The following is a 20,738-nucleotide window of genomic DNA, read 5'->3' on the forward strand; positions in this document are numbered from 1 at the left end:
CTTTGAAGAGGGGGACATAATCGTTCCTCCTCTTATTATGCAAAACATTCGTTTTGCAGGTATTAGCACCGTTTCAAACATTTCGTTTGAAGGTTGCCGGGTTTCACAGGGCCTTTCCCTCCACCGCTCTCAATAAGAGTTGTCTTTATTATTTTATTTATGTAGCTAAAAGGAAATGCGTTCCCCTTTTAACAATGTTTGTTAATTTTTTAATAAATTTAGCATGCACAAAAGTAAAAGTCAATGATACTTGCGGAAAAATAAAAATTATTTAAAATAAACTTGCAATTCAATTATCTTTTGTTGTAAAGTTAAAAACATAATAAAAATTTCATACGAACATTCTTATCTAGAGAGGTAGAGGGACTGGCCCTATGACGCCTCAGCAACCATTAACAGTTTGTTAATAAGGTGCTAATTCCAGCAAATTGTGAAAGATTTGACAGATGAGAAGAAGACTCTATTCAAACCGAAAGCCTTCTTCTTAGAAGGCTTTTTTTATTTTATATTCACTTAATGTTTCAATTTAAAAAGGAGGAATTTTCACATGTCAACAATCGAAACAAAACTAGCACAAATCGGAAATCGCAGTGAAACTACAACAGGAACGGTTAATCCACCGGTTTATTTCTCAACCGCTTATCGTCACGAAGGAATTGGTAAATCTACTGGCTTTGACTATTCACGAACTGGCAATCCAACTCGCGGTCTTTTAGAACAGGCAATCGCAGACTTAGAATATGGCGAACAAGGTTATGCCTGTAGTTCAGGGATGGCGGCTGTTCTCCTCGTCCTTTCTCTATTCCGCTCTGGAGACGAACTTATTGTATCTGAAGATTTATACGGAGGAACGTATCGATTATTTTCTGAGCACGAAAAAAAGTGGAATGTTCGATGTAGATACGTAAATACACAATCTATTAAACAAATTGAGCAAGCTATCACAACTGAAACGAAGGCTATTTTCATAGAAACTCCAACTAATCCATTAATGCAAGTTACTGATATTGCTGCTGTCGCAACTGTAGCGAAAAGGCACGGACTACTTCTTATTGTAGACAACACATTCTACACACCTTATATACAGCAACCATTAACAGAGGGTGCTGACATTGTACTCCATAGCGCAACGAAATATTTAGGGGGACATAACGATGTACTAAGCGGACTTGTCGTTGCAAAAGGAATGGAACTTTGCGAGGAAATCGCTCATTATCATAATGCATCAGGCGCGGTTTTAAGCCCATTTGACTCATGGTTATTAATTCGCGGTATGAAAACGTTAGCGCTTCGCATGAGACAACATGAAGAAAATGCGAAAGCAGTTGTTGCATATTTAAATGATGAAAACGGGGTGACAGATGTATTTTATCCAGGAAGAGGCGGCATGATTTCATTCCGCCTTAAAGATGAAGCTTGGATTAATCCATTCTTACAATCTTTATCCTTAATTACATTTGCAGAAAGTCTTGGTGGTGTAGAAAGTTTAATGACTTATCCAGCAACGCAAACACATGCTGATATTCCTGAAGATATTAGAACAGCAAACGGTGTATGCAATCGTCTTCTTCGATTCTCCGTTGGCATTGAAAATAGTAACGATTTAATTCAAGACTTAAAGCAAGCCATTAAACTCGTAAAAGAAGGTGTAAAAATATGAGCTATTCTATAGATACACTCTTACTACACAACCAATATAAACATGACTCACAAACGGGCGCTGTGAACGTTCCCATTTATAACACATCAACTTTTCACCAGTTTGATGTAGATACGTTCGGAAAATATGACTATAGCAGGTCAGGAAATCCAACTCGTGAAGCTCTTGAAGATATCATTGCTTTATTAGAAGGTGGAACAAAGGGATTCGCCTTTGCATCAGGCATTGCAGCGATTTCCACTGCATTCCTCCTTCTTTCACAAGGTGATCACGTACTCATTTCAGAAGATGTATACGGAGGCACTTACAGAGTGATAACTGAGGTACTCTCCCGTTACGGTGTTTCACATACATTTATTGATATGACCAATTTAGAAGAAATAAAACAAAACATTAAACCAAATACAAAGCTCTTTTATGTAGAAACACCTTCTAACCCACTTTTAAAAGTGACAGATATCCGCGAAGTTTCTAAACTTGCAAAATCTATTGGCGCTCTTACTTTTGTTGATAATACTTTTTTGACACCACTATTCCAGAAACCACTTGAACTTGGAGCTGATGTCGTTCTTCATAGTGCTACAAAATTTATTGCTGGTCATAGTGATGTTACTGCCGGATTAGCAGTAGTAAAAGATGCAGAACTCGCTCAAAAGCTTGGATTTTTACAAAATGCATTCGGTGCTATTTTAGGGCCTCAAGATTGTTCTCTCGTACTTCGTGGCCTAAAAACATTGCATGTACGCCTCGAGCATTCAGCTAAAAATGCCAATAAAATTGCACATTATTTACAAGAGCACGCTAAAGTACAAAATGTCTATTATCCTGGATTACAAACGCATCTCGGATTTGATATTCAACAATCTCAAGCAACATCAGCTGGAGCGGTCTTATCGTTTACTTTGCAGTCAGAAGATGCACTCCGCCAATTTTTGTCAAAAGTAAAATTACCCGTTTTTGCAGTTAGTTTAGGAGCGGTAGAGTCAATTCTTTCTTACCCAGCAAAAATGTCACATGCAGCACTGTCGCAAGAAGCTCGTGATGAAAGAGGGATCTCTAATTCATTACTTCGGTTATCAGTTGGCCTTGAAAATGTTGACGATTTAATATCCGATTTTGAAAATGCCCTTTCTTATGTAGAAGAACCTGTAAATGCATAGAATGAATAGAAGATATGAAATTAAGTTTTCATATCTTTTTTTATGCTGTCTACCATACTCGTTTTAGTGCTTTTCTATCTATATAGTTCATTAAAAAATAAAATTTTTATCTATTTCCAAGTAATGGATTAATTGATATATTAAGAAATAAAAAGGAGCAAAAATAATGGATACTTGTACAGATATTTTAATCGTTATCGATTTACAAAATGGAGTATGTTATAGCGGAGAGCATCTATTTGATTTACAGAACTTACTAACAAAAGTAAATCAAAGAATTTCTTCATACAGAAAATTAAATAAACCAATCCTTTTTGTTCAACATTGTGATGATGATTTAGTACCCGAGAAAGAAAATTGGGCTATTCATACCGATCTAGATGTTCAAGAACAAGATTTTTTTGTAAGAAAAACACATGCAAATTCATTTTATAAAACAAACTTAAAAGAAATTTTAGATCAATTATCTGTAAAGCGCATTGAATTTTGTGGTGCCCAAACAGAGTACTGTATGGATGCTACGATTAAGTTTGCCCACGGACTGGGATACGAAAACTTTATGGCACAGAAAACAACCTCTACGTTGAAGAATCCTTTTATGTCCGCAAAAGAGACGATTGATTTTTACGAGAACATATGGAATCACAGGTTTTTAACGTTGCTAAAAGATGAATTTTAGAATAAATGACTAATGACTTGATTATCCTAAGATTTATCAGCTGTAATCAAATATTTCGTTATCATCATAAAGAAGCGAATTACATTCAGCTTCTTTTCTTTTAAACTGTTTTATATTCTATATATATCATTACAATTCCTTTGTCTTATTATTTTAAAAATTTTGTATATTCATTTGAAAGAATAAGAAAATCATGATAAAATTGTGTTACAAATATATCTATATCTTTCAATTTTTAAAACGCATCGAAATTTTCACCCAAAAATTTTATTTTACAAAAACGTGCTAATTTACCTATTTTATTTACATCAGGGTCTCTTTTCTTACAATTTCTTTACTTTAGGACTTTTTTTCTGCAACAACTATTTTCTTTTCTTTAAATTTTTGGTATGTATAGTATGGTATAATAGCTCACACGGAGGTGGAAAAGAACATGTTAGAAACCTTTCAAAAAGAATTAGAACTATATGAAAGTAATGCAGAATTATTAAAAGTACTAGCTCATCCTGTTCGTTTATGTATCGTAAAAGGATTAATTGAGCGCGGTCCAAGCAACGTTTCTACAATGTATACTGGCTTAAACATGCCACAATCTACAATTTCACAGCATTTAGCAAAATTAAAAAGCGCTAAAATCGTTTCTAGTGAAAGAAAAGGATTGGAAATTTATTACAAAGTAGAGAACGAAACAATAATTCAACTCGTTCGCGTATTATTAGGTTAGGGACTAATAATCGAAGAAAAAGAACGTATTCTATATTTTTCATCTCATATCTTTAATATAAATATATATCATGAGAGGAAATATATAATACTACATAAGTCGTATTAAAAAACAAGACACAGTATATACTGTGTCTTGTTTTTTTTATATTGTTACATACCGCTCCAAATGCAAATGTTGCATATCTTTTGTATGTATAACAACATCAAACGCACTCCCTACTCCTCCATTCAAAATCATAGAACGAACTGCTCGATTTTTTTTTTGCGTTTCAGAAAAAGGATTCGTATCTTGATGGCTCGTAAGCTGTTCTAATATTCCTGCAGCTAACAAGAACTCAGATTGTTTCTTATGCCATACTGCACTCATTCCCTGCAGACTAAACATCTCAATTAGCTCGTCCCAATGAATATGAGTAGTAAGATCCATTTCACCTGGATACGCTAGTGGGTTTCGTATTAGCTTATGCTGATAATACCCTCGCAAACTTCCTTCACGGTGTGCTGGATGCATCCATTCTTCTTTTGTGTATCCGTAATCAACTGTAATACATATACCTTTTTGAAACCATTTCGCAATTTCTTTTATATACTCCTCCATCACAATTGGTACTTCAAAACGTTGCCCTTCAGCAATATGAATATTATATTTCAATAAATATCGACCAATTCTTTTATCTAACGGCCTACATACTTCTGAAAGGTTTCCTTCCTCTGTATATGTAATACGTACTTCATACAACATACCATTTCTTTTCTCAATTATTTCAACAGGAAATGCATCAAACAACTCATTCGAAAAAAGAATTCCCTCGAAAGAATCTCCCATTTCACTATAGGAGGTATAGTACGATACATTAGAAAATGAGCCAAGTTGCTCCTGCTGTAATTTCCTATGAAAAGGGCTCACTTCAATCATTGAATAGTTTAAATCAATAAAGGTTTTTGGAGATAATTGCTTCCATTCTTGTAAAACATCATAGGCAAACTTTCCAGTTCCCCCACCAACCTCACAAATATTCGAAGCAACTTCACCATTTTCAACAAGACGAATAAAAAGTTTAGCAAAAGTTTTTGCAAAAACAGAGGATACATTGCTACTTGTAAAAAAATCCCCTTTTCTTCCAATCTTTTCACGTTCTTTCATATAATATCCATGACCTTCTGTATACAATACAAGGTTCATATACGTACTATATGAAATTGAATAATCCTTTTCTTTCCCCATCCATTCTCTTAAAATGAGCTCCATTCCCATAATGACTCCTTATTGTAAAAATGGATTATTTTCTTTTTCAAAGCCAATGCTTGTTTCTGGACCATGTCCACATAACACCGCTGTTTCATCTGGTAATACAAATAATTTCTCTTCAATACTTCCAATTAATTCAGCAAAACTTCCACCAGGCAAATCTGTTCTTCCAATGCTCATTTGGAACAATACATCTCCTGAGAATACAGCATTCGCCTCTTTACTATAATAAGAAATACTTCCTGGAGAATGTCCCGGCGTCTCAAAAATTTCAAAATTAAATGATTCAATTGTTAATGTACCTTCTGCATCAATAATATGATCCGCTGGTTTTGCTGTAATACTGCGGTTCATCATAAAAATTTGAGAGCCGTTTACAGTTGCATCTCCTAACCAATCTGCTTCTTCTTTATGTACGTATACAGGAATATAAAAAGCGTCTCTTACCGCATCAACAGCACCGATATGATCAAAGTGAGCATGTGTTAATAAAACCGCCAATGGTTTTAATTGTTCTTCTTGTAAATATGTAACGAGCTTTTCACCTTCATGACCAGGGTCAAAGATAATGCACTCTTTTTGATCGTTCATTAAAATATAAGCATTGGTTTGCAATGGGCCTAACGGCATTTGTATCCATTTCATATGAAATCTCCTCCAGTTATTAAACTTACTTTTAATGATACAACATTTCTTTCTCTGAGGAAAAGAAAGGATGCTATCTCGACAATCATTTTTAAAACATGTACAATATAAAAGAGTAAATATTCCAAAAACTCATAATAAGAAATGGGTAGACAGAGGAGGATATTGTATGGGCCTTGTTATTATTTTTACACTTGTCACTCTGTTAGCTGTATTTGCTACGCTTAGAACACTTCGTGAAAAAAACTTTTTCGCGAGCGGCTTTGCAATTGCAACTGTACTCGTTTTCGGATGGTTTACGATCATGACTGTTCTATATAACGGGTATCCACCAGCAGCTTAATTCGTTTACACTTTATTCTTCATCGAGATTTCACACAAAAAGAGGAAGGGTTCCCCCTTCCTCTTTTCATATTTCACATCTTATATCATCTTCGCTTCGTATTTGTGCTTTTTTACAAGCCAAGCTCCTCCGATAACACCTGCATCATTACCAAGTGTTGCAATAGCTAACTTCGTGCTCTTTACAGCACGTGAGAAAGCGTATTGCTCGAAATAGCGTTGAATTGGTTCTAATAGCGCATCTCCAGCTTTAGACACGCCTCCACCAATAACAATTTTCTCTGGGTTCAACGTACTAGAAAGGTTTGCTACAGCTAATCCTAAATAAGAAGCTACTTTTTCTACTACTTCGCCTGCTAATTCATCACCTTGTCCAAGTGCTTCAAAGACATCTTTTGATGTAATACGTCCTTCTTCAGCTAACATAGAACGCAACATGCTTTCTTTATTAGTCTCTTGTATTTTTTGCATAGCAACACGTACAATACCTGTTGCAGATGCTACTGTTTCTAAGCAACCAGACTTCCCGCAATTACATGGGAAAGCATTTTCTGTAACTACTGTAATATGTCCAATCTCACCAGCAGCACCACTCACGCCGTGTACAATCTCACCATTGGCGATTACACCACCACCAACGCCCGTACCAAGTGTCATGCAGATTAAATCTTTTGCACCTTCACCAGCACCTTTCCACATTTCACCAAGCGCTGCTAAGTTTGCATCATTATCAATAACAACAGGTAATCCTGTTTCTACTTCTAATAAATCTTTTAGCGGATAGTTTTTCCACCCTAAATTAACCGCTTCATAAATCATTCCAGATGCCACATGTACAGGGCCAGGAGCTCCCATACCAATACCAATTAACTTGCTCTTCAATTCGCCTAATTCTTCTAGCTTTTTATCAATTGCTTTCGCAACATCAAGTGTAATATGTTTTCCTTGCTCACCTGTATTCGTAGGGATTTCCCACTTATGTAAAATTTCACCGTATACATTAATAAATGCTAATTTAATCGTTGTACCACCAAGGTCAACACCAACTAACCATTTCTCTTCCATGTTGCTTACCTACCTTTATCTAATTCTTATTTAGCTCTTTTTGAATTTCTTGCTTCAATAAAAATAAAGCTGTTTGATAGTCTTGTGGATCGATTAGCTGTGATTGATTTAATTCACGCAATTCATCTTGCATTAATTGTAAATCTGCAATTCGATCTCCCGTATAAATAATCGTACCAAATTTCTTTAGCAATTGCTGAATATCATAAATAGATACCATTTCATCACCCTCTATGCTTGCTTACTATAAAAAATTATAATAAGAAAACGTTCACATATTTTATTATAATCAAGAAGAAAAAGTCTCGTCAATTTTTATTTGTCTAGACAAGCTCATTTATAAGCATTGTTCCTTTTTCTGTAATAATTTTTTCTATATTTTTATCAAATGGCTCTACCGGAATGTGTTTTACCATTTGAAAACCATACGCTAATGATAGCGTTTTCCCTTTATAATGCACGAGATAACGATCATAATAGCCACCGCCGTACCCAATTCGCTCTCCTCGTTCTGTATAAGCTACGCCCGGCACAATTTGAAGATCAATTCCATCCACATTCACTTCTTCCGTAAGCCCAGGAATCGGTTCACGTAAATTCATATACACCGTTTCTAATTGATCAAAATTATTAATTTGCCGGAAGGACATCGTTCTTGTTCCTTTATTACACTTAGGAACTACAACTTTCTTTCCTTCTTCCCAAGCTTTTTCAATAATAGGATATGTATTCACTTCATTTTCCATTGAAAGAGTAATTCCAATTGTTTTAGCTTCAACCCACTCTTTTTGCGCATACAGCAAAAATGCAATCTGTTCTGATAAAGTTGTATACTGTTCTTCTGATAAAGAATTCATGTGTTCTATTATTTGTTTACGCAAACGCACTTTCTCTTCTTTCACACATTTCCCCCCCTACAGTGACACTTTTCTCTATGATGATAGTGTATCACTTTTAACATAGGAATCGAATAAAAAAAGAAACAGTAGGAAAATATTCCTACTGCTTACTTTGTTTCACGGTGTAACGTAGACTTCTTGTCACGCTTGCAATACTTTTTAAGCTCGATACGCTCAGCGTTGTTACGTTTATTTTTCTTTGAGATATAGTTACGATCTCCGCATTCTGTACATGCTAGAGTAATATTCACACGCATTCTTATTTCCCTCCAGTACTAATAACTTAAATCAGACTATACTATAATACCACTTTTAAAATAAAAATTCTACACCTTTTGATATTGTCTAATTTTTTCTATAAGATTTTTCATGTTTTCCCTTGCTATTACTGGGTTTCTAGCATGTGAATACACTAAAAATTTTGGTTGTTTTGTGTCAGAAACGATATAAGACCACTCTTTTTCAGTATATTTGAACTGTACTCCTTCAAATATACCTTCTCCCTTCCTTTCTATATCATCCAATAATTTCCTCATAATTTCCCCTTTTTCATTCCATGAACATGCCACTTCATCATAAAGTAAATAGAGCGGCGGTGATTGCTCTACTATGCTGAGAAACGTTTTTCCTTGCAATGCTATTAGCTCGAATAATTTTCCAATTCGATATAAAATATCTCGCTTCCACCTTACTTGAAACGACTTTCTTTCATCCTGCGTATAAAATAGAAGATAACATTCTCCTAACTTCAAAGACATCGGGTAAATATTTCCTGTCGATTCGAGTAAGAAATCCGGAATATCTACCTCTTCCAAATCTGTACCCTGGTAAATATTACTATGTTTATCGTATAACTCGAAATGATTTCCTTGCTCAGAAAACATAAGAGCCATATTCGCTTTACTTGATTTCATCAAAGCTTTCACATGATCTTTTTGTTCGCTTGCATAAATCCATGTAACTGTACAACCAAGTCTTTGCAGAAAGAGCATAAGTAAATGTTGCAACGTATCATTTCTCTTATTAATAAGAAGATGAAACTTCTGCATCTGTATTTTCTCGATATCAATATGCTCCAATATAACTTCTATATACTCATTCATAGAAACATGAACCAGCTCATTACGCCCCATTTCTTTCTCATGTACGTAATAAAACAATTCGGACATATATACTTGTTCTATCTCTTTTTGCTGCTTATACGTTAACGGCATGCCAGCTTGACTGTATAACTTTATAACAATCTCATTCTCATTCTCCACTTGAATGAAAACACCACCTGCACATTTCAAATGATGAACACTATATTGAAAAAGTGACTCGTTCATTTCTTTACATTCCATCGTATGAATCCCTATACCATGAATAGCATGTAAAAATAAATTTTTATAAGAGGTTGTTTCTATATTTTCTTGACTTCCAATTAATATACTCTCTCCTTTTGTAAAAAGAGATCCATACGCCATCGCAATCTTCACGATAAACTGGGGAGTAATTTCAACATTCCCTCTTCCTACAATGCGGCTTTTTTGTAACCAACCTGCACTCATTTCACTCTCTTGAATACCAGCTGCTCCTACTATCGAATGACTATCAATGGCCTTATAAGGCCATAGTTTTCCTTTTTGCTTAATTACCGTGCTTCTCCCAATATGACAGTGATCCGCTACAACGCTTTTTTGAAACAGTGTAACGTCATCTTCAACTATTGTACGCTCTCCTATTGTCGTTTCTAATAGTTCACAATACTTCCCAATGTGGGCATTTGCAAAAACAATACTTTTTTGAAGATGAGAATAATTTGAAACGATACTATTTTTCCCAATAATAGAATATGGCTCAATTACAGCTCCTGTACCAATCTTTGCTCCTTCTCCAATAAAAGAGGGGCCATGAATTTTCGTCCCTTTGCCAATCGTCACCCCTTCTCCCATCCATACCATCGGTAATACTTCCGTATAAGGAATAGGTACTTGTAACTTTTTCGTTAACAAATCAAATTGTGCTTGTCGATATTGATTAAATGTGCCGATATCTAACCAATAACCTTCTGACAAATATGCGAATAACACATTTTTATTTGCCAATAACGGAAACACATCATGACTAAAATCAAAAAATTGCCTAGGCGGTATGTAAGAAAAGATTTCTGGCTCCATAATATATATGCCTGTATTCACAACATTAGAGACTACCTCATTCCAGCCCGGCTTTTCTATATATCGTGTAACCTCCTGGTCTTTATTCATTACAACCAATCCAAATGAGAGTGGATTTTCTACTTCTTTCACAAACATTGTTACTATTCTTTTCTTTTGTTCATGAAACCTAATTCCTTCTGATAATTGAAAGTCAGTTAATGCATCCCCACTTATCACAACAAATGTTTCATCTAAAAATTGTTCTGCTTGTTTAATACTCCCTGCTGTACCAAGCGGAGGAGAGTCTTCAAAATAATACAAGTTAACTCCCCATTTACTACCATCACCAAAATATTGCTTAATGGTCGTACTCATATATTGAACAGTAATTGCAATTTCACGAATACCATGCTGGCGTAATAACTCAATATTGTATTCTAAAACTGGTTTTTCTAATAACGGTAACATCGGCTTTGGAGTATTACATGTTAATGGTCTAAGGCGTCTTCCTTTTCCTCCAGCTAAAATAACCCCCTTCATATACTTCAGCCTCCACTTATATAATGTTCAGTAGCTCCATATACCATATGTATATTCTCTATCCCACATGAACTAGCAGCATAAACTTGATTAGTTAAACGAATCCTCATTTAAAAGACCCTATAATTAAATGTCCCACCTATAAAAACGTACGGTTCAAACTCAAAGAAAGCGCTTACTATTAATTGATAAATAATACTTATTAACGAACAACATATATACTAATTTTCCCATTACATTATGATACATCTTATCATCATAAACTAAAGGAAACAACGAGCTTTTTTTGTCATGTTTTGACTAAAAAAAGCAGGTGATTTCTCATCACCTGCTTTAATTCCTACTCATTCAATAAATAATGCTTTCCTTTTACTAAATAAAAGACATTTTCAGCAATATTTGTAATATGATCTGCTACACGCTCAATATATCTCGCCACAAATGATAATTGTGTAATTTGCGTAATTGCTTCGGGTTGTTCCGGAACTGAAGATATAAACTCACGAATTGATTTTCCATATATTTCATCAACAGAATCATCCATTTCAGCGATTTGTTTCGCAAAAGTTAAATTTTCTTGTTCATATGCTTCTAACGCTAAATGCAACATCTCATTTGCAATCGCAAACATTTCATCCAGGTTGTGCAAACTAACAGCCACTTCTTTTTCCCCAAGACGAATTGTAGCCTTTGCAATATTAACAGCATGATCTGCAATACGCTCTAAATCTGTCGCTGTTTTAATTGAAATAAAGATCCTTCTTAAGTCACTTGCTACAGGTTGCTGCTTCGTAATAAGCATAAGTGCAAGATCGTTTATTTCCTCTTCTAAATTATCCATGCGGTAATCACCATCAATGACCTCTAACGCTTTCTCTACATCCCTTGTATGCAGACCTTCCATAGCAATCAATAAAGCCGCATTTGCTAATTCTCCAAGCTCGATTACCTTTTGCTGTAACACTTTTAAATCACCTTGAAACTGTTCTCTTACCATTTTTTCTTCCCCCTCAATATTATGTGCCATTATATATAAAGTGAAACTTTAATCAACCCTCATCAATCGGGCTTTTACAGGCGGCCCGCCATCTAACTTCTTTGCTTTTGTTGAATTTTGAAATCCGGTCTTACTGCCCGCAAATAGCGGGATAAATCTCCTACATAGCCTCTTACACTTGTAATAAAACTTAAAATAAAGGAAGTATTACTTCCCTATTAAAGTGAGATAAAAATAAGAAATGCCCTCTGTTAAGAGGGCATTTTCTCTTAGCTTTGCGACGATATCAGCCAAAGCGACCTGTAATATAATCTTCTGTACGCTTATCTGAAGGAGTCGTAAATAATTTGTTTGTATCTGTATACTCCACAACTTCCCCGCTTAAGAAGAAAGCAGTTTTGTCTGAAATACGCGCTGCTTGTTGCATATTATGCGTTACGATAACAATACTAAAGTCTTTCTTTAACTCTTGAATTAATTCTTCTACTTTTAATGTTGAAATTGGATCTAATGCCGATGTTGGCTCATCCATTAAAATAACGTCTGGCTCAATAGCTAAGCAGCGTGCGATGCATAGACGCTGTTGCTGTCCACCAGATAAACCGTATGCATTATCGTGCAAACGATCTTTTAATTCATCCCAAATCGCTGCTCCACGTAAACTTTTTTCAACAATTTCATCTAATGTCTTTTTGTCACGAATACCATGGATTTTTGGACCGTATGCTACATTCTCATAAATAGATTTTGGAAATGGATTTGGCTTTTGGAACACCATTCCTACATGTGTTCTTAATTCTTCAACTGGATATGATTTATCAAATATATTGCGTTCTCTATATTCAATTACACCTGTAGTTCGAACGATCGGTACTAACTCTACCATGCGATTTAACGTTTTTAAGTACGTTGATTTACCACAGCCACTTGGACCGATAATGGCTGTAACTTCATTCTCATGAATACTTAAATTAATATCTTTTAAAGCATGGTCTTCCCCGTACCATAAATTTAAGTTTTTCGTATCAAATACTACTTTCTTTGGCGCAGTCTCGATTTTCTCTTCGTTTTTCACCTGTACATTTACTACTGTTGCTACCATTTGAATTCCCCTTTCATCCACTTCCAACTTATTTTCGATTTCGTAACCATAAAACAAATATATTGATAAATAGCAACAAACCTAACAAAACAATCATCCCAGCTGCTGCTACATACTGAAATTCTTCTTGTGGCCTACTCATCCAATTAAAAATTTGGATTGGTAAAACTGTAAATCTATCAAACATACTAAATGGAACATAATTCGCAAACGCAAGTGCCCCGATCACTAATAGTGGTGCTGCTTCTCCAATTGCTCTTGATATCGCTAACGTACAGCCCGTTATAATCCCCGGAAAAGCATATGGCAATACAATTTGATACATTGTTTGCCACTTCGTAGCACCTAATCCGTAAGAACCCTCTAATAATACACTTGGTACTGACCGGATTGCTTCTTGACTCGCCACAACAACTGTTGGTAAGACGAGTAAACTCATCGTCAGTGCTGCTGCAACTATACTCTCTCCTAAATGAAGAGCATATACAAAAATAGTTAAACCAAGCAATCCAAATACAACGGATGGTACTCCTGCTAACGTTTGATTATTAATCTCTACTATTTTTTTAAATAGAGATTCCTTCGCATATTGCTCTAAATAAAGAGCTGTTCCAACTCCAAATATAAAAGAAACAGGTATAACAATACTCATAAATAATATTGTCCCTGACAAAGCTGCAGCAATACCAGCTTCTTTCGGATTACGTGAAGCGAAATTTGTAAAGAAATCTATTGAAAGATAACTTATGCCTTTTTCAACAATTTGAAACAGTAACACAGACAAAATTACGATTGAAAATAAAATTGCTATATAAAATAACAATTTGTAAATTCGATCTTTTAAAAAGCGTGATGCCATGTTTTTTTGTATTTTATTATGATTCAACATTCGCATATTATGTCATCCTCCTAAAACGGCGCATAATAGACTGCGAAATGATGTTCATAATAAAAGTAAACATAAATAAAGTTGCACCTACAGCATACATGCTGTAATACGTAACCGTTCCATGCGGAGCATCACCTAAACTTACTTGCACAATATAGGCTGTTAACGTTTGAATAGAATGTGTCGGATCAAGCGATACATTTGGTGTGGATCCTGCTGCAATTACAACGATCATCGTTTCACCAATTGCACGAGAAGCCGCTAATATAATTGCTGCCATAATCCCTGTAAAAGCGGACGGAAACACCACTTGTTTTACCATTTCAAACCGCGTCGCTCCGAGTGCTAATGAAGCTTCTTTCGTCCCTTTCGCCACAGATCTCATCGCGTCTTCAGATAGAGATGCAACTGTAGGCATCATCATAAATCCGATAACGATTCCTGGACTAATCGCATTAAAAAACTGTAAATCTGGTATAATCCTTTGTAAAAGCGGTGTAACAATTGTTAATGCAAAAAAACCGTATACAATTGTCGGGATACCTGCTAATAGCTCTAACATCGGCTTTAATATTTTCCGTGCACTATTTGAAGCATATTCGCTTAAAAATACAGCACACGCTAAACCGATAGGAATTGCCACAAACATAGCAAGCGCTGTTACAAGGAACGTTCCACATATAAGTGGTACTATACCAAATTTAGGATCTTCAAAAAATGGTAACCATTCTTTCTCCGTCAAAAAGGAGTATAGTGATATTTTTTGAAAAAACATGATTGTTTCATTAGAGAGCGTAAAAACAATTCCAAGTGTCGTCACAATAGAAACGCTAGCAATTATTTTTAGTAATAAAGGTACTATTCGATTGATTCGCTGCGTTTTTTTTCTTTGCTTTTTATTTCTTTCAATCAAATGTTGTACAGAAAATGTAATTTGATTTTTGTCATTATGAGCCAAAGATGAAAACCCCTTTCCACCCTGACATTACCTTTTTATTTCTGTTAACATACGCAGCTGTTCATTGTATTTTTCTTTTCGCAATTTTACATAACCGACCTCTTCAGCGAGGTTACCAACATGCTGAATCATAAACTCAACATAGTTTGCTACATTCATTTTATTTCGGATAGATGCATTATTCACATAAGTAAGTAGCGGCCTAGATAACGGCTTATATTTACCTGATTGAATGGTCTCTTTCGTCGGAAATACACCATTTACTTTTATTGCTTTCACCTTATCTCGATTAGCCATATAATAAGCATATCCTACAAAAGCAATGGCATGTTTATCATTCATTACCCCTTGCATAATAACTTGATCGTCTTCAGACAAAGAGACTTTTTTTACAATGCGATGATTTTGTAAGATGACATTTTGAAAATAATCATACGTACCAGAGTCTACGCCTGGTGCATAAAAGTTCACTTGTTCACGTGGCCATGTTGAATGAATTTGTGACCATCGCTTCTCACTTCCATCTTCACTCCACAGTAGACGTAACTCGTCTACTGACATATCGTCTACCCATGTATTGTGCCAATTCACAACAATTGTAAGACCATCTTTAGCCACCTCAAAAGGTGTGAATTGAATAGAATTTTTCTTCATTTCATTTTTCTCGACTTGTTTCATTACTCTCGAAGCATTATTTATATCTACTTCTCCTTTACCGAAACGATTAAATCCTCCCCCAGTTCCAGAAATACTGATGGAAATTTTCACGTCTGGATGCACCTTTGTATATTCCTCCGCTACTGCTTCTATAATAGGAAAAACCGTTGAGGATCCATCAACTCTCACTTCTCCCGTATCATTTAAAGCAAATGCAGTAGACATTTCAAAACAGAGGAACCATATTGATAGTACGAAAATTTTAATCGGTGTACGCATCCATTTCACGTGTTCTTCCTCCTAGAAGTAACCGGAAATAACAGGATTACAGATATAAGAATACTGCTAAACTATTAATTCGGTTTTAATTGTTTGTAAAAGTTTTGTAAAGTTCCACAAAGATCAACATACGATACAATTTTAATCAGTAGTAGCTATTCATTTTCTCTGATGATTTCCCTATAAAACAGTTATCCCCTATCTCATCATATACAAGTATCATTTATACGGCCGCGTGTTTTTCAGTGTTGTATACTTGTCCACATTTATTACACGATATGCATAAACCATAAAAAAAAGCACACTATCTTTTCAGATAGTGTGCTTTTTTACAATTTTTTTATTCATCATCTTGATCTTTATTTTTATTGTCTTTGTCATCTTTTGGAGTTTCACCATTTACTTCTTTGTTTTTCAAATCAAAGTAAGCGTCCATAATTTCACGACCAATATATCCATTAATACCAGTCTTATCATCATGTACCCACGGAACGACAACAGAGAATGCTACTTCTGGATCTTCAAGTGGCGCATAACCTACTAATGTTAGGTTATATGTTTCCACACGTTCACCGTTTGCCTTTCTACCAATCTCTTTATCTCCGCCATACACAGTTTGCGCGGTACCTGTCTTCCCTGCCGCTTTATATTTTGCACCTGTAAAGTATTTTGTAGCTGTACCACCTGAATCATTATACACTTGTCTAAATCCTTCTTGAACACGTTTAATTTGCGATTCTGGCATATCAACACGATTTAATACTTTCGGTTCCATAGATTGAACAACTTTCCCAACTTCATCTGGTTTCACTGCTGGTTGACGAATTTCTTTTACAACTTGTGGTTGCATACGATATCCGCCATTGGCAATCGTCGAAATATATTGCGCTAATTGAAGCGGTGTATACGTATCATACTGTCCAATTGATAAATCTAGTAAGAAACCTGGTTGACTACTTCTACCCATCTGACCAGCAGATTCATTGGGTAAATCAATTCCTGTTTTTACACCCAGTCCAAACTGTCCGAAATAATAACGCATCGTATCAAATGCTTTTTGAGGTATATCTAACGTACCACCTCTCACATATTGAACACCGGCGATATTCATCGCTGTTTTAAACATATAAACGTTAGAAGACATTTTTAAAGCTGTAAGGTCATTAATGTATCCCATCGTTTTCCAAGATGATTTCGTAGGTGTACCTTTTAATTTAATTGGTTCATCCAATTGCACCGACCCTGGTTGAATCGCACCAGTTTGATATCCAGTAAGTACTGTTGCACCTTTTACAGTTGACCCCATCGGATAAGAACTTGTCATGGTACCTAATGCAAAGTCATTTACTTTCGTTTGACCATCTTCGTTAACTAATTGTTTCCCCGCCATAGATAAAACTTCACCATTTTTTGGATTCATCATTACAACGAATGCGCGATCTAAAAGAGGTTCGCTTCCTTTAAATCTCATTAAATTCTTCGCAAGAATATCTTCCACACGCTTTTGTAATTCCATATCAATTGTTAAGTTCAAGTCATTACCACTTTGTCCTTTTGATACATTAATCGTTTCTAAAATATTACCGTTTTTATCTGTAACATTTCTAACTTCTGCTTTCGTACCGTGCAGGCTATCTTCATACTGTTGTTCAAGATAACTTTTTCCTACTCGGTCATTTCGATTATAATCACGAACAAGATAGTAATCTAGTCTTTCTCTCGGTAAGCCTTCATCAGATGTCGACACCCCACCAAGTACACTTCGGAATAAATCATCGTACGTATATTTTCGATCCCAATCAACATTCGTATCTACACCTGGTAATGCTGCTAGGTTTTCACTAATAATCGAATATTCCTTTTCTGTAGCATCCTTTTTAATAACTTGAGGTGTCATTGCATATCCGCCGTCCATCTTACTTTTAATCGCTAATATTTCTAGATCTTTTGCGGATAATTGATTAATCTCTTCTTCTGTTACACGACTTCGCTGACGCTCGTCTAATTCTTTATCATCAATTTTTTTATCTTTAAACTCTTGACGATCTTTATTCGTAATTTTTTCTTTAGCTTCCTCTTTATGCATAGCAAGCCAATAATCTTTTTTATCGCGATCTGTTAATTTATCTGTCGGTACTTCAATCAAATCTGCTAGCTTTTTCGCTGTTTCTAAGCGATCCTCTGCCGTTGATCCTTTCATTTTTGTAAATGTAATAGTACGAATGGCTGCATTATCTACTACGGGTCGCCCATAACGGTCAAATATTTTCCCACGCGGTACAGGATTACTTATCGTTGAGTTTTCTTTCTTCTCCACTTCATTCTTATATTCTTCACCGCGAACAATTTGTACATATCCGAGCCTTACAATAACCGCGGAGAACATTAAAAACACGCAGAAAAACAGCACGTTTAACCGAAAAGGAACGTGGGTCTTTTTCTTATTTTGCTTCTGCTTCTTGCTCATACAAACCCCCTCTACCAACAGCTATGTAATGTGAAAGGGACACCTTCATACAGGTGTCCTCACTGCTGTTTTACATCTTTTTCTATTCTAGCATAAAACAAACGAGAAGTTAACCTTCTGGTTCAGTTTGATTCTGCGTAGTTCCTTGCGTTACAACACTTGTTTTATCTGCATTTTCCCCATCATATTTGACATTTTTAACTGCAAAATAAATAAGAAAATGTCCAGCACCTAAAATACATAATAAGTAAGGTAAACTTTTTTCAGGTGGAAAGAATAGTACAGCACATAAAAAACTTAAAATGGAACAGATTCTTCCGGCATTTAACCATAACTCCCGGACAACGACATATTCCACACGCCATTCTCTCGCATTTTTAGCTCTACCAATTACGTCATATGTCATTGACCCGTATGGAACAAGTAAAATAGGATATGCAACCGCAATACATGCCGCATAAATAAGTAATTTCGTGTATGTAACATTGAAAATAACTAAAAAGACGACAGCATATAAAATAATGCCCCCAAGTAAAATTGCTTTTTTTCGCCACTCTTTCTTTAACATGCGAGCGACCAAGTAATAACATACAAAGGATACAGCAGAGTTCACTAAACTATATTTCCCTAATGCGAACTCACTATTAGTTGCTAAATACACATATACTGAAATGACAAAAATAAACGTTCCTTCTCTCAATCCTTGGAAAAAATGAGCTCGTGTAATCTTTCCCCAATTTTTATCAACTCTTCGTTCTTTCAATACTTGCACAATTTCATAACGCCCTTCACATTCTCTTTTAGATAAAAAGAAACTTAAGACGACAGCAATTGCAAATAAAACTAATGAAAGAAAGAATATAACAGTATAACCACTCCATTTCTCCATGCGTGAAATTGTGTATCCTGCTGCTATTGGTCCAATCATCCCAGAGAAAGATGTAAGAAGTCCAAGAAATCCATTAAAGAAATCTCTTGTTTCTGGTTCTGTAATTTCAAATGTCAATAAGTTAAAAGCCAACCAGTAAAAACCGTATCCTACTCCTAAAAGAGCCCCCATTAATAAAATATACTGAGAAGCACTTTTTCCAGCCACTAAAACAACGATAAAAAAAATTGCGAGCGTTCCTACTCCTATTCGTAATAAAATCGAGCGATCGATACGTTTCGCTAATTTCCCCCCTACAAGAAATGTGAGAGGCTGTAATACAACGCTGGCCAAATTATACAAGCCAAGATTCACATAATTTTGTGTTTGCTTCCATAAATAAATATTTACAAACGTATTCGATAAAGAAATTGCGAGCGTGTATAAACCTCCTATAAGGAGCAATAACACTAAATCCCGATTCACTTCAACGTCACCAATTATATGTTTCCACTTCATACACAACTCTCCTTTACTTCATGTTCTAGTCTTCCAAAGACAAGCCCAATTATGTAAAAGGAAAGCATAGAAAAAAGCTAGGGGCTCTCCCCTAGCTTTTTCTATATTTATTACGATTATTTTGCTTCTTGGTAACGTTTTTCAGCAGCGTTCCAATCTACAACGTTCCAAAATGCGCCGATGTAGTCTGGACGACGGTTTTGGTAGTTTAAGTAGTAAGCGTGCTCCCAAACATCTAAACCGATAACTGGAGTTTTACCTTCAGTTAAAGGAGAATCTTGGTTTGGAGTGCTTGTTACTTCTAACTCACCATTGTTTACTACTAACCAAGCCCAACCAGAACCGAAGCGAGTTGCGCCAGCTTTTGCGAATTCTTCTTTGAATGCATCGAAGCTACCGAATTTCGCTTCAATTGCAGTTGCAAGTTCACCTACAGGTTGTCCTCCGCCGTTTGGAGATAAGATTGTCCAGAAGAATGTATGGTTAGCGTGTCCGCCACCATTGTTACGTACTGCTGTACGGATCGCTTCTGGTACTTCGTTTAAGTTTGCAACTAATTCTTCTACGCTTTTGTCAGCTAATTCTGCATGACCTTCTAAAGCAGCGTTTAAGTTTGTAATATACGTGTTGTGATGTTTTGTATGATGGATGTTCATTGTTTCTTTGTCAAAGTGAGGCTCTAAAGCATCATACGCATAAGGTAAATTTGGTAATTCGTGTTTTGCCATTGTTATATTCCTCCCAGTTTATGTATTGCCACTTAGTGACATACAACTTCATTCTACCCTAATTGCCATAGGGTGCAAACAAATAAATCACATTGTCTTGCTATCATTAAAGTAGCAAAATTCCCACTTCTTTTCAATTAAAATGCTCATATATTCCGTAAAAAAAGC

Annotated in this window: 20 protein-coding genes and 2 riboswitches; of the genes, 5 read left to right on the top strand and 15 right to left on the bottom strand. The window is 35.5% G+C overall.

The window, feature by feature from the left end; genetic code table 11:
* Window positions 1-29: 29 nt before the first annotated feature.
* A riboswitch (SAM riboswitch) is annotated at window positions 30-139 on the bottom strand.
* Window positions 140-342: 203 nt separating this feature from the next.
* A riboswitch (SAM riboswitch) is annotated at window positions 343-453 on the top strand.
* Window positions 454-547: 94 nt separating this feature from the next.
* The 4 genes from metI (at window position 548) to AC0ONG_RS20020 (ending at window position 4,223) form a co-directional block, all read left to right on the top strand.
* On the top strand, window positions 548-1,660 hold the full coding sequence (gene metI / locus AC0ONG_RS20005) for a cystathionine gamma-synthase/O-acetylhomoserine thiolyase (RefSeq protein WP_000103895.1): 1,113 nt from the start codon (window positions 548-550) through the stop codon (window positions 1,658-1,660).
* Complete coding sequence (gene metC / locus AC0ONG_RS20010; protein WP_000122293.1) at window positions 1,657-2,820, top strand: cystathionine beta-lyase; 1,164 nt, start codon at window positions 1,657-1,659, stop codon at window positions 2,818-2,820. The genes metI and metC overlap by 4 nt, the downstream gene beginning before the upstream one ends.
* A 166-nt stretch (window positions 2,821-2,986) precedes the next feature.
* Entirely contained in the window at window positions 2,987-3,499 is a 513-nt protein-coding gene (locus tag AC0ONG_RS20015; protein ID WP_000379186.1) for a cysteine hydrolase family protein, read from the top strand.
* A 433-nt stretch (window positions 3,500-3,932) separates the two neighbouring features.
* Entirely contained in the window at window positions 3,933-4,223 is a 291-nt protein-coding gene (locus AC0ONG_RS20020; protein WP_000894377.1) for an ArsR/SmtB family transcription factor, read from the top strand.
* Window positions 4,224-4,367: 144 nt separating this feature from the next.
* On the opposite strand, the gene AC0ONG_RS20025 is transcribed toward AC0ONG_RS20020, so the two are convergent.
* Both AC0ONG_RS20025 and AC0ONG_RS20030 read right to left on the bottom strand, forming a co-directional pair.
* On the bottom strand, window positions 4,368-5,480 hold the full coding sequence (locus AC0ONG_RS20025; RefSeq protein WP_000525132.1) for a class I SAM-dependent methyltransferase: 1,113 nt from the start codon (window positions 5,478-5,480) through the stop codon (window positions 4,368-4,370).
* 9 nt (window positions 5,481-5,489) lie between these two features.
* The gene (locus AC0ONG_RS20030; RefSeq protein ID WP_000871229.1) at window positions 5,490-6,119 is read right to left on the bottom strand and encodes an MBL fold metallo-hydrolase; all 630 of its coding nucleotides are present in this window, start codon (window positions 6,117-6,119) and stop codon (window positions 5,490-5,492) included.
* Between the two features lie 169 nt (window positions 6,120-6,288).
* Between AC0ONG_RS20030 and AC0ONG_RS20035 the strand changes: the two genes are divergently transcribed.
* Entirely contained in the window at window positions 6,289-6,462 is a 174-nt protein-coding gene (locus AC0ONG_RS20035) for a DUF2759 domain-containing protein (RefSeq protein ID WP_000524852.1), read from the top strand.
* Between the two features lie 80 nt (window positions 6,463-6,542).
* Here AC0ONG_RS20035 and glcK read toward each other — a convergent pair whose 3' ends face one another.
* The 13 genes from glcK to sodA form a co-directional block, all read right to left on the bottom strand.
* Window positions 6,543-7,526 carry a glucokinase gene (gene glcK / locus AC0ONG_RS20040; RefSeq protein ID WP_000391701.1) on the bottom strand — a complete coding sequence of 328 codons (984 nt, stop codon included), beginning with the start codon at window positions 7,524-7,526 and terminating at the stop codon, window positions 6,543-6,545.
* Between the two features lie 19 nt (window positions 7,527-7,545).
* Window positions 7,546-7,746 carry a YqgQ family protein gene (locus tag AC0ONG_RS20045; RefSeq protein WP_000253699.1) on the bottom strand — a complete coding sequence of 67 codons (201 nt, stop codon included), beginning with the start codon at window positions 7,744-7,746 and terminating at the stop codon, window positions 7,546-7,548.
* A gap of 103 nt (window positions 7,747-7,849) precedes the next feature.
* Window positions 7,850-8,428: a 5-formyltetrahydrofolate cyclo-ligase gene (locus AC0ONG_RS20050; protein ID WP_000656859.1), complete on the bottom strand. Its 579-nt coding sequence runs from the start codon at window positions 8,426-8,428 to the stop codon at window positions 7,850-7,852.
* A 104-nt stretch (window positions 8,429-8,532) separates the two neighbouring features.
* Window positions 8,533-8,682, bottom strand: coding sequence for a 50S ribosomal protein L33 (gene rpmG / locus AC0ONG_RS20055; protein WP_001265616.1), 150 nt, complete (start codon window positions 8,680-8,682; stop codon window positions 8,533-8,535).
* A 69-nt stretch (window positions 8,683-8,751) separates the two neighbouring features.
* Window positions 8,752-11,106, bottom strand: a complete 2,355-nt coding sequence (locus tag AC0ONG_RS20060) for a sugar phosphate nucleotidyltransferase (RefSeq protein WP_000679326.1) — start codon at window positions 11,104-11,106, stop codon at window positions 8,752-8,754.
* Window positions 11,107-11,446: 340 nt separating this feature from the next.
* Window positions 11,447-12,103 carry a phosphate signaling complex protein PhoU gene (gene phoU / locus AC0ONG_RS20065; RefSeq protein ID WP_000251245.1) on the bottom strand — a complete coding sequence of 219 codons (657 nt, stop codon included), beginning with the start codon at window positions 12,101-12,103 and terminating at the stop codon, window positions 11,447-11,449.
* A 286-nt stretch (window positions 12,104-12,389) separates the two neighbouring features.
* On the bottom strand, window positions 12,390-13,205 hold the full coding sequence (pstB, locus tag AC0ONG_RS20070) for a phosphate ABC transporter ATP-binding protein (protein WP_000226681.1): 816 nt from the start codon (window positions 13,203-13,205) through the stop codon (window positions 12,390-12,392).
* A gap of 28 nt (window positions 13,206-13,233) precedes the next feature.
* Complete coding sequence (gene pstA, locus AC0ONG_RS20075) at window positions 13,234-14,100, bottom strand: phosphate ABC transporter permease PstA (RefSeq protein WP_001242568.1); 867 nt, start codon at window positions 14,098-14,100, stop codon at window positions 13,234-13,236.
* Between the two features lies 1 nt (window position 14,101).
* Entirely contained in the window at window positions 14,102-15,052 is a 951-nt protein-coding gene (gene pstC, locus AC0ONG_RS20080; protein WP_000940890.1) for a phosphate ABC transporter permease subunit PstC, read from the bottom strand.
* A 27-nt stretch (window positions 15,053-15,079) separates the two neighbouring features.
* Window positions 15,080-15,997 carry a PstS family phosphate ABC transporter substrate-binding protein gene (locus AC0ONG_RS20085; RefSeq protein ID WP_000871818.1) on the bottom strand — a complete coding sequence of 306 codons (918 nt, stop codon included), beginning with the start codon at window positions 15,995-15,997 and terminating at the stop codon, window positions 15,080-15,082.
* A 331-nt stretch (window positions 15,998-16,328) separates the two neighbouring features.
* Complete coding sequence (locus AC0ONG_RS20090; protein WP_000038980.1) at window positions 16,329-18,455, bottom strand: peptidoglycan D,D-transpeptidase FtsI family protein; 2,127 nt, start codon at window positions 18,453-18,455, stop codon at window positions 16,329-16,331.
* A 109-nt stretch (window positions 18,456-18,564) separates the two neighbouring features.
* Entirely contained in the window at window positions 18,565-19,842 is a 1,278-nt protein-coding gene (locus AC0ONG_RS20095) for an MFS transporter (protein ID WP_000871388.1), read from the bottom strand.
* 116 nt (window positions 19,843-19,958) lie between these two features.
* Window positions 19,959-20,570 (bottom strand): superoxide dismutase [Mn], encoded by a 612-nt coding sequence (gene sodA, locus AC0ONG_RS20100; RefSeq protein ID WP_001052031.1) that lies wholly within the window; start codon window positions 20,568-20,570, stop codon window positions 19,959-19,961.
* Window positions 20,571-20,738: the final 168 nt, after the last annotated feature.

The organism is Bacillus sp. TCT6 (assembly GCF_056033845.1).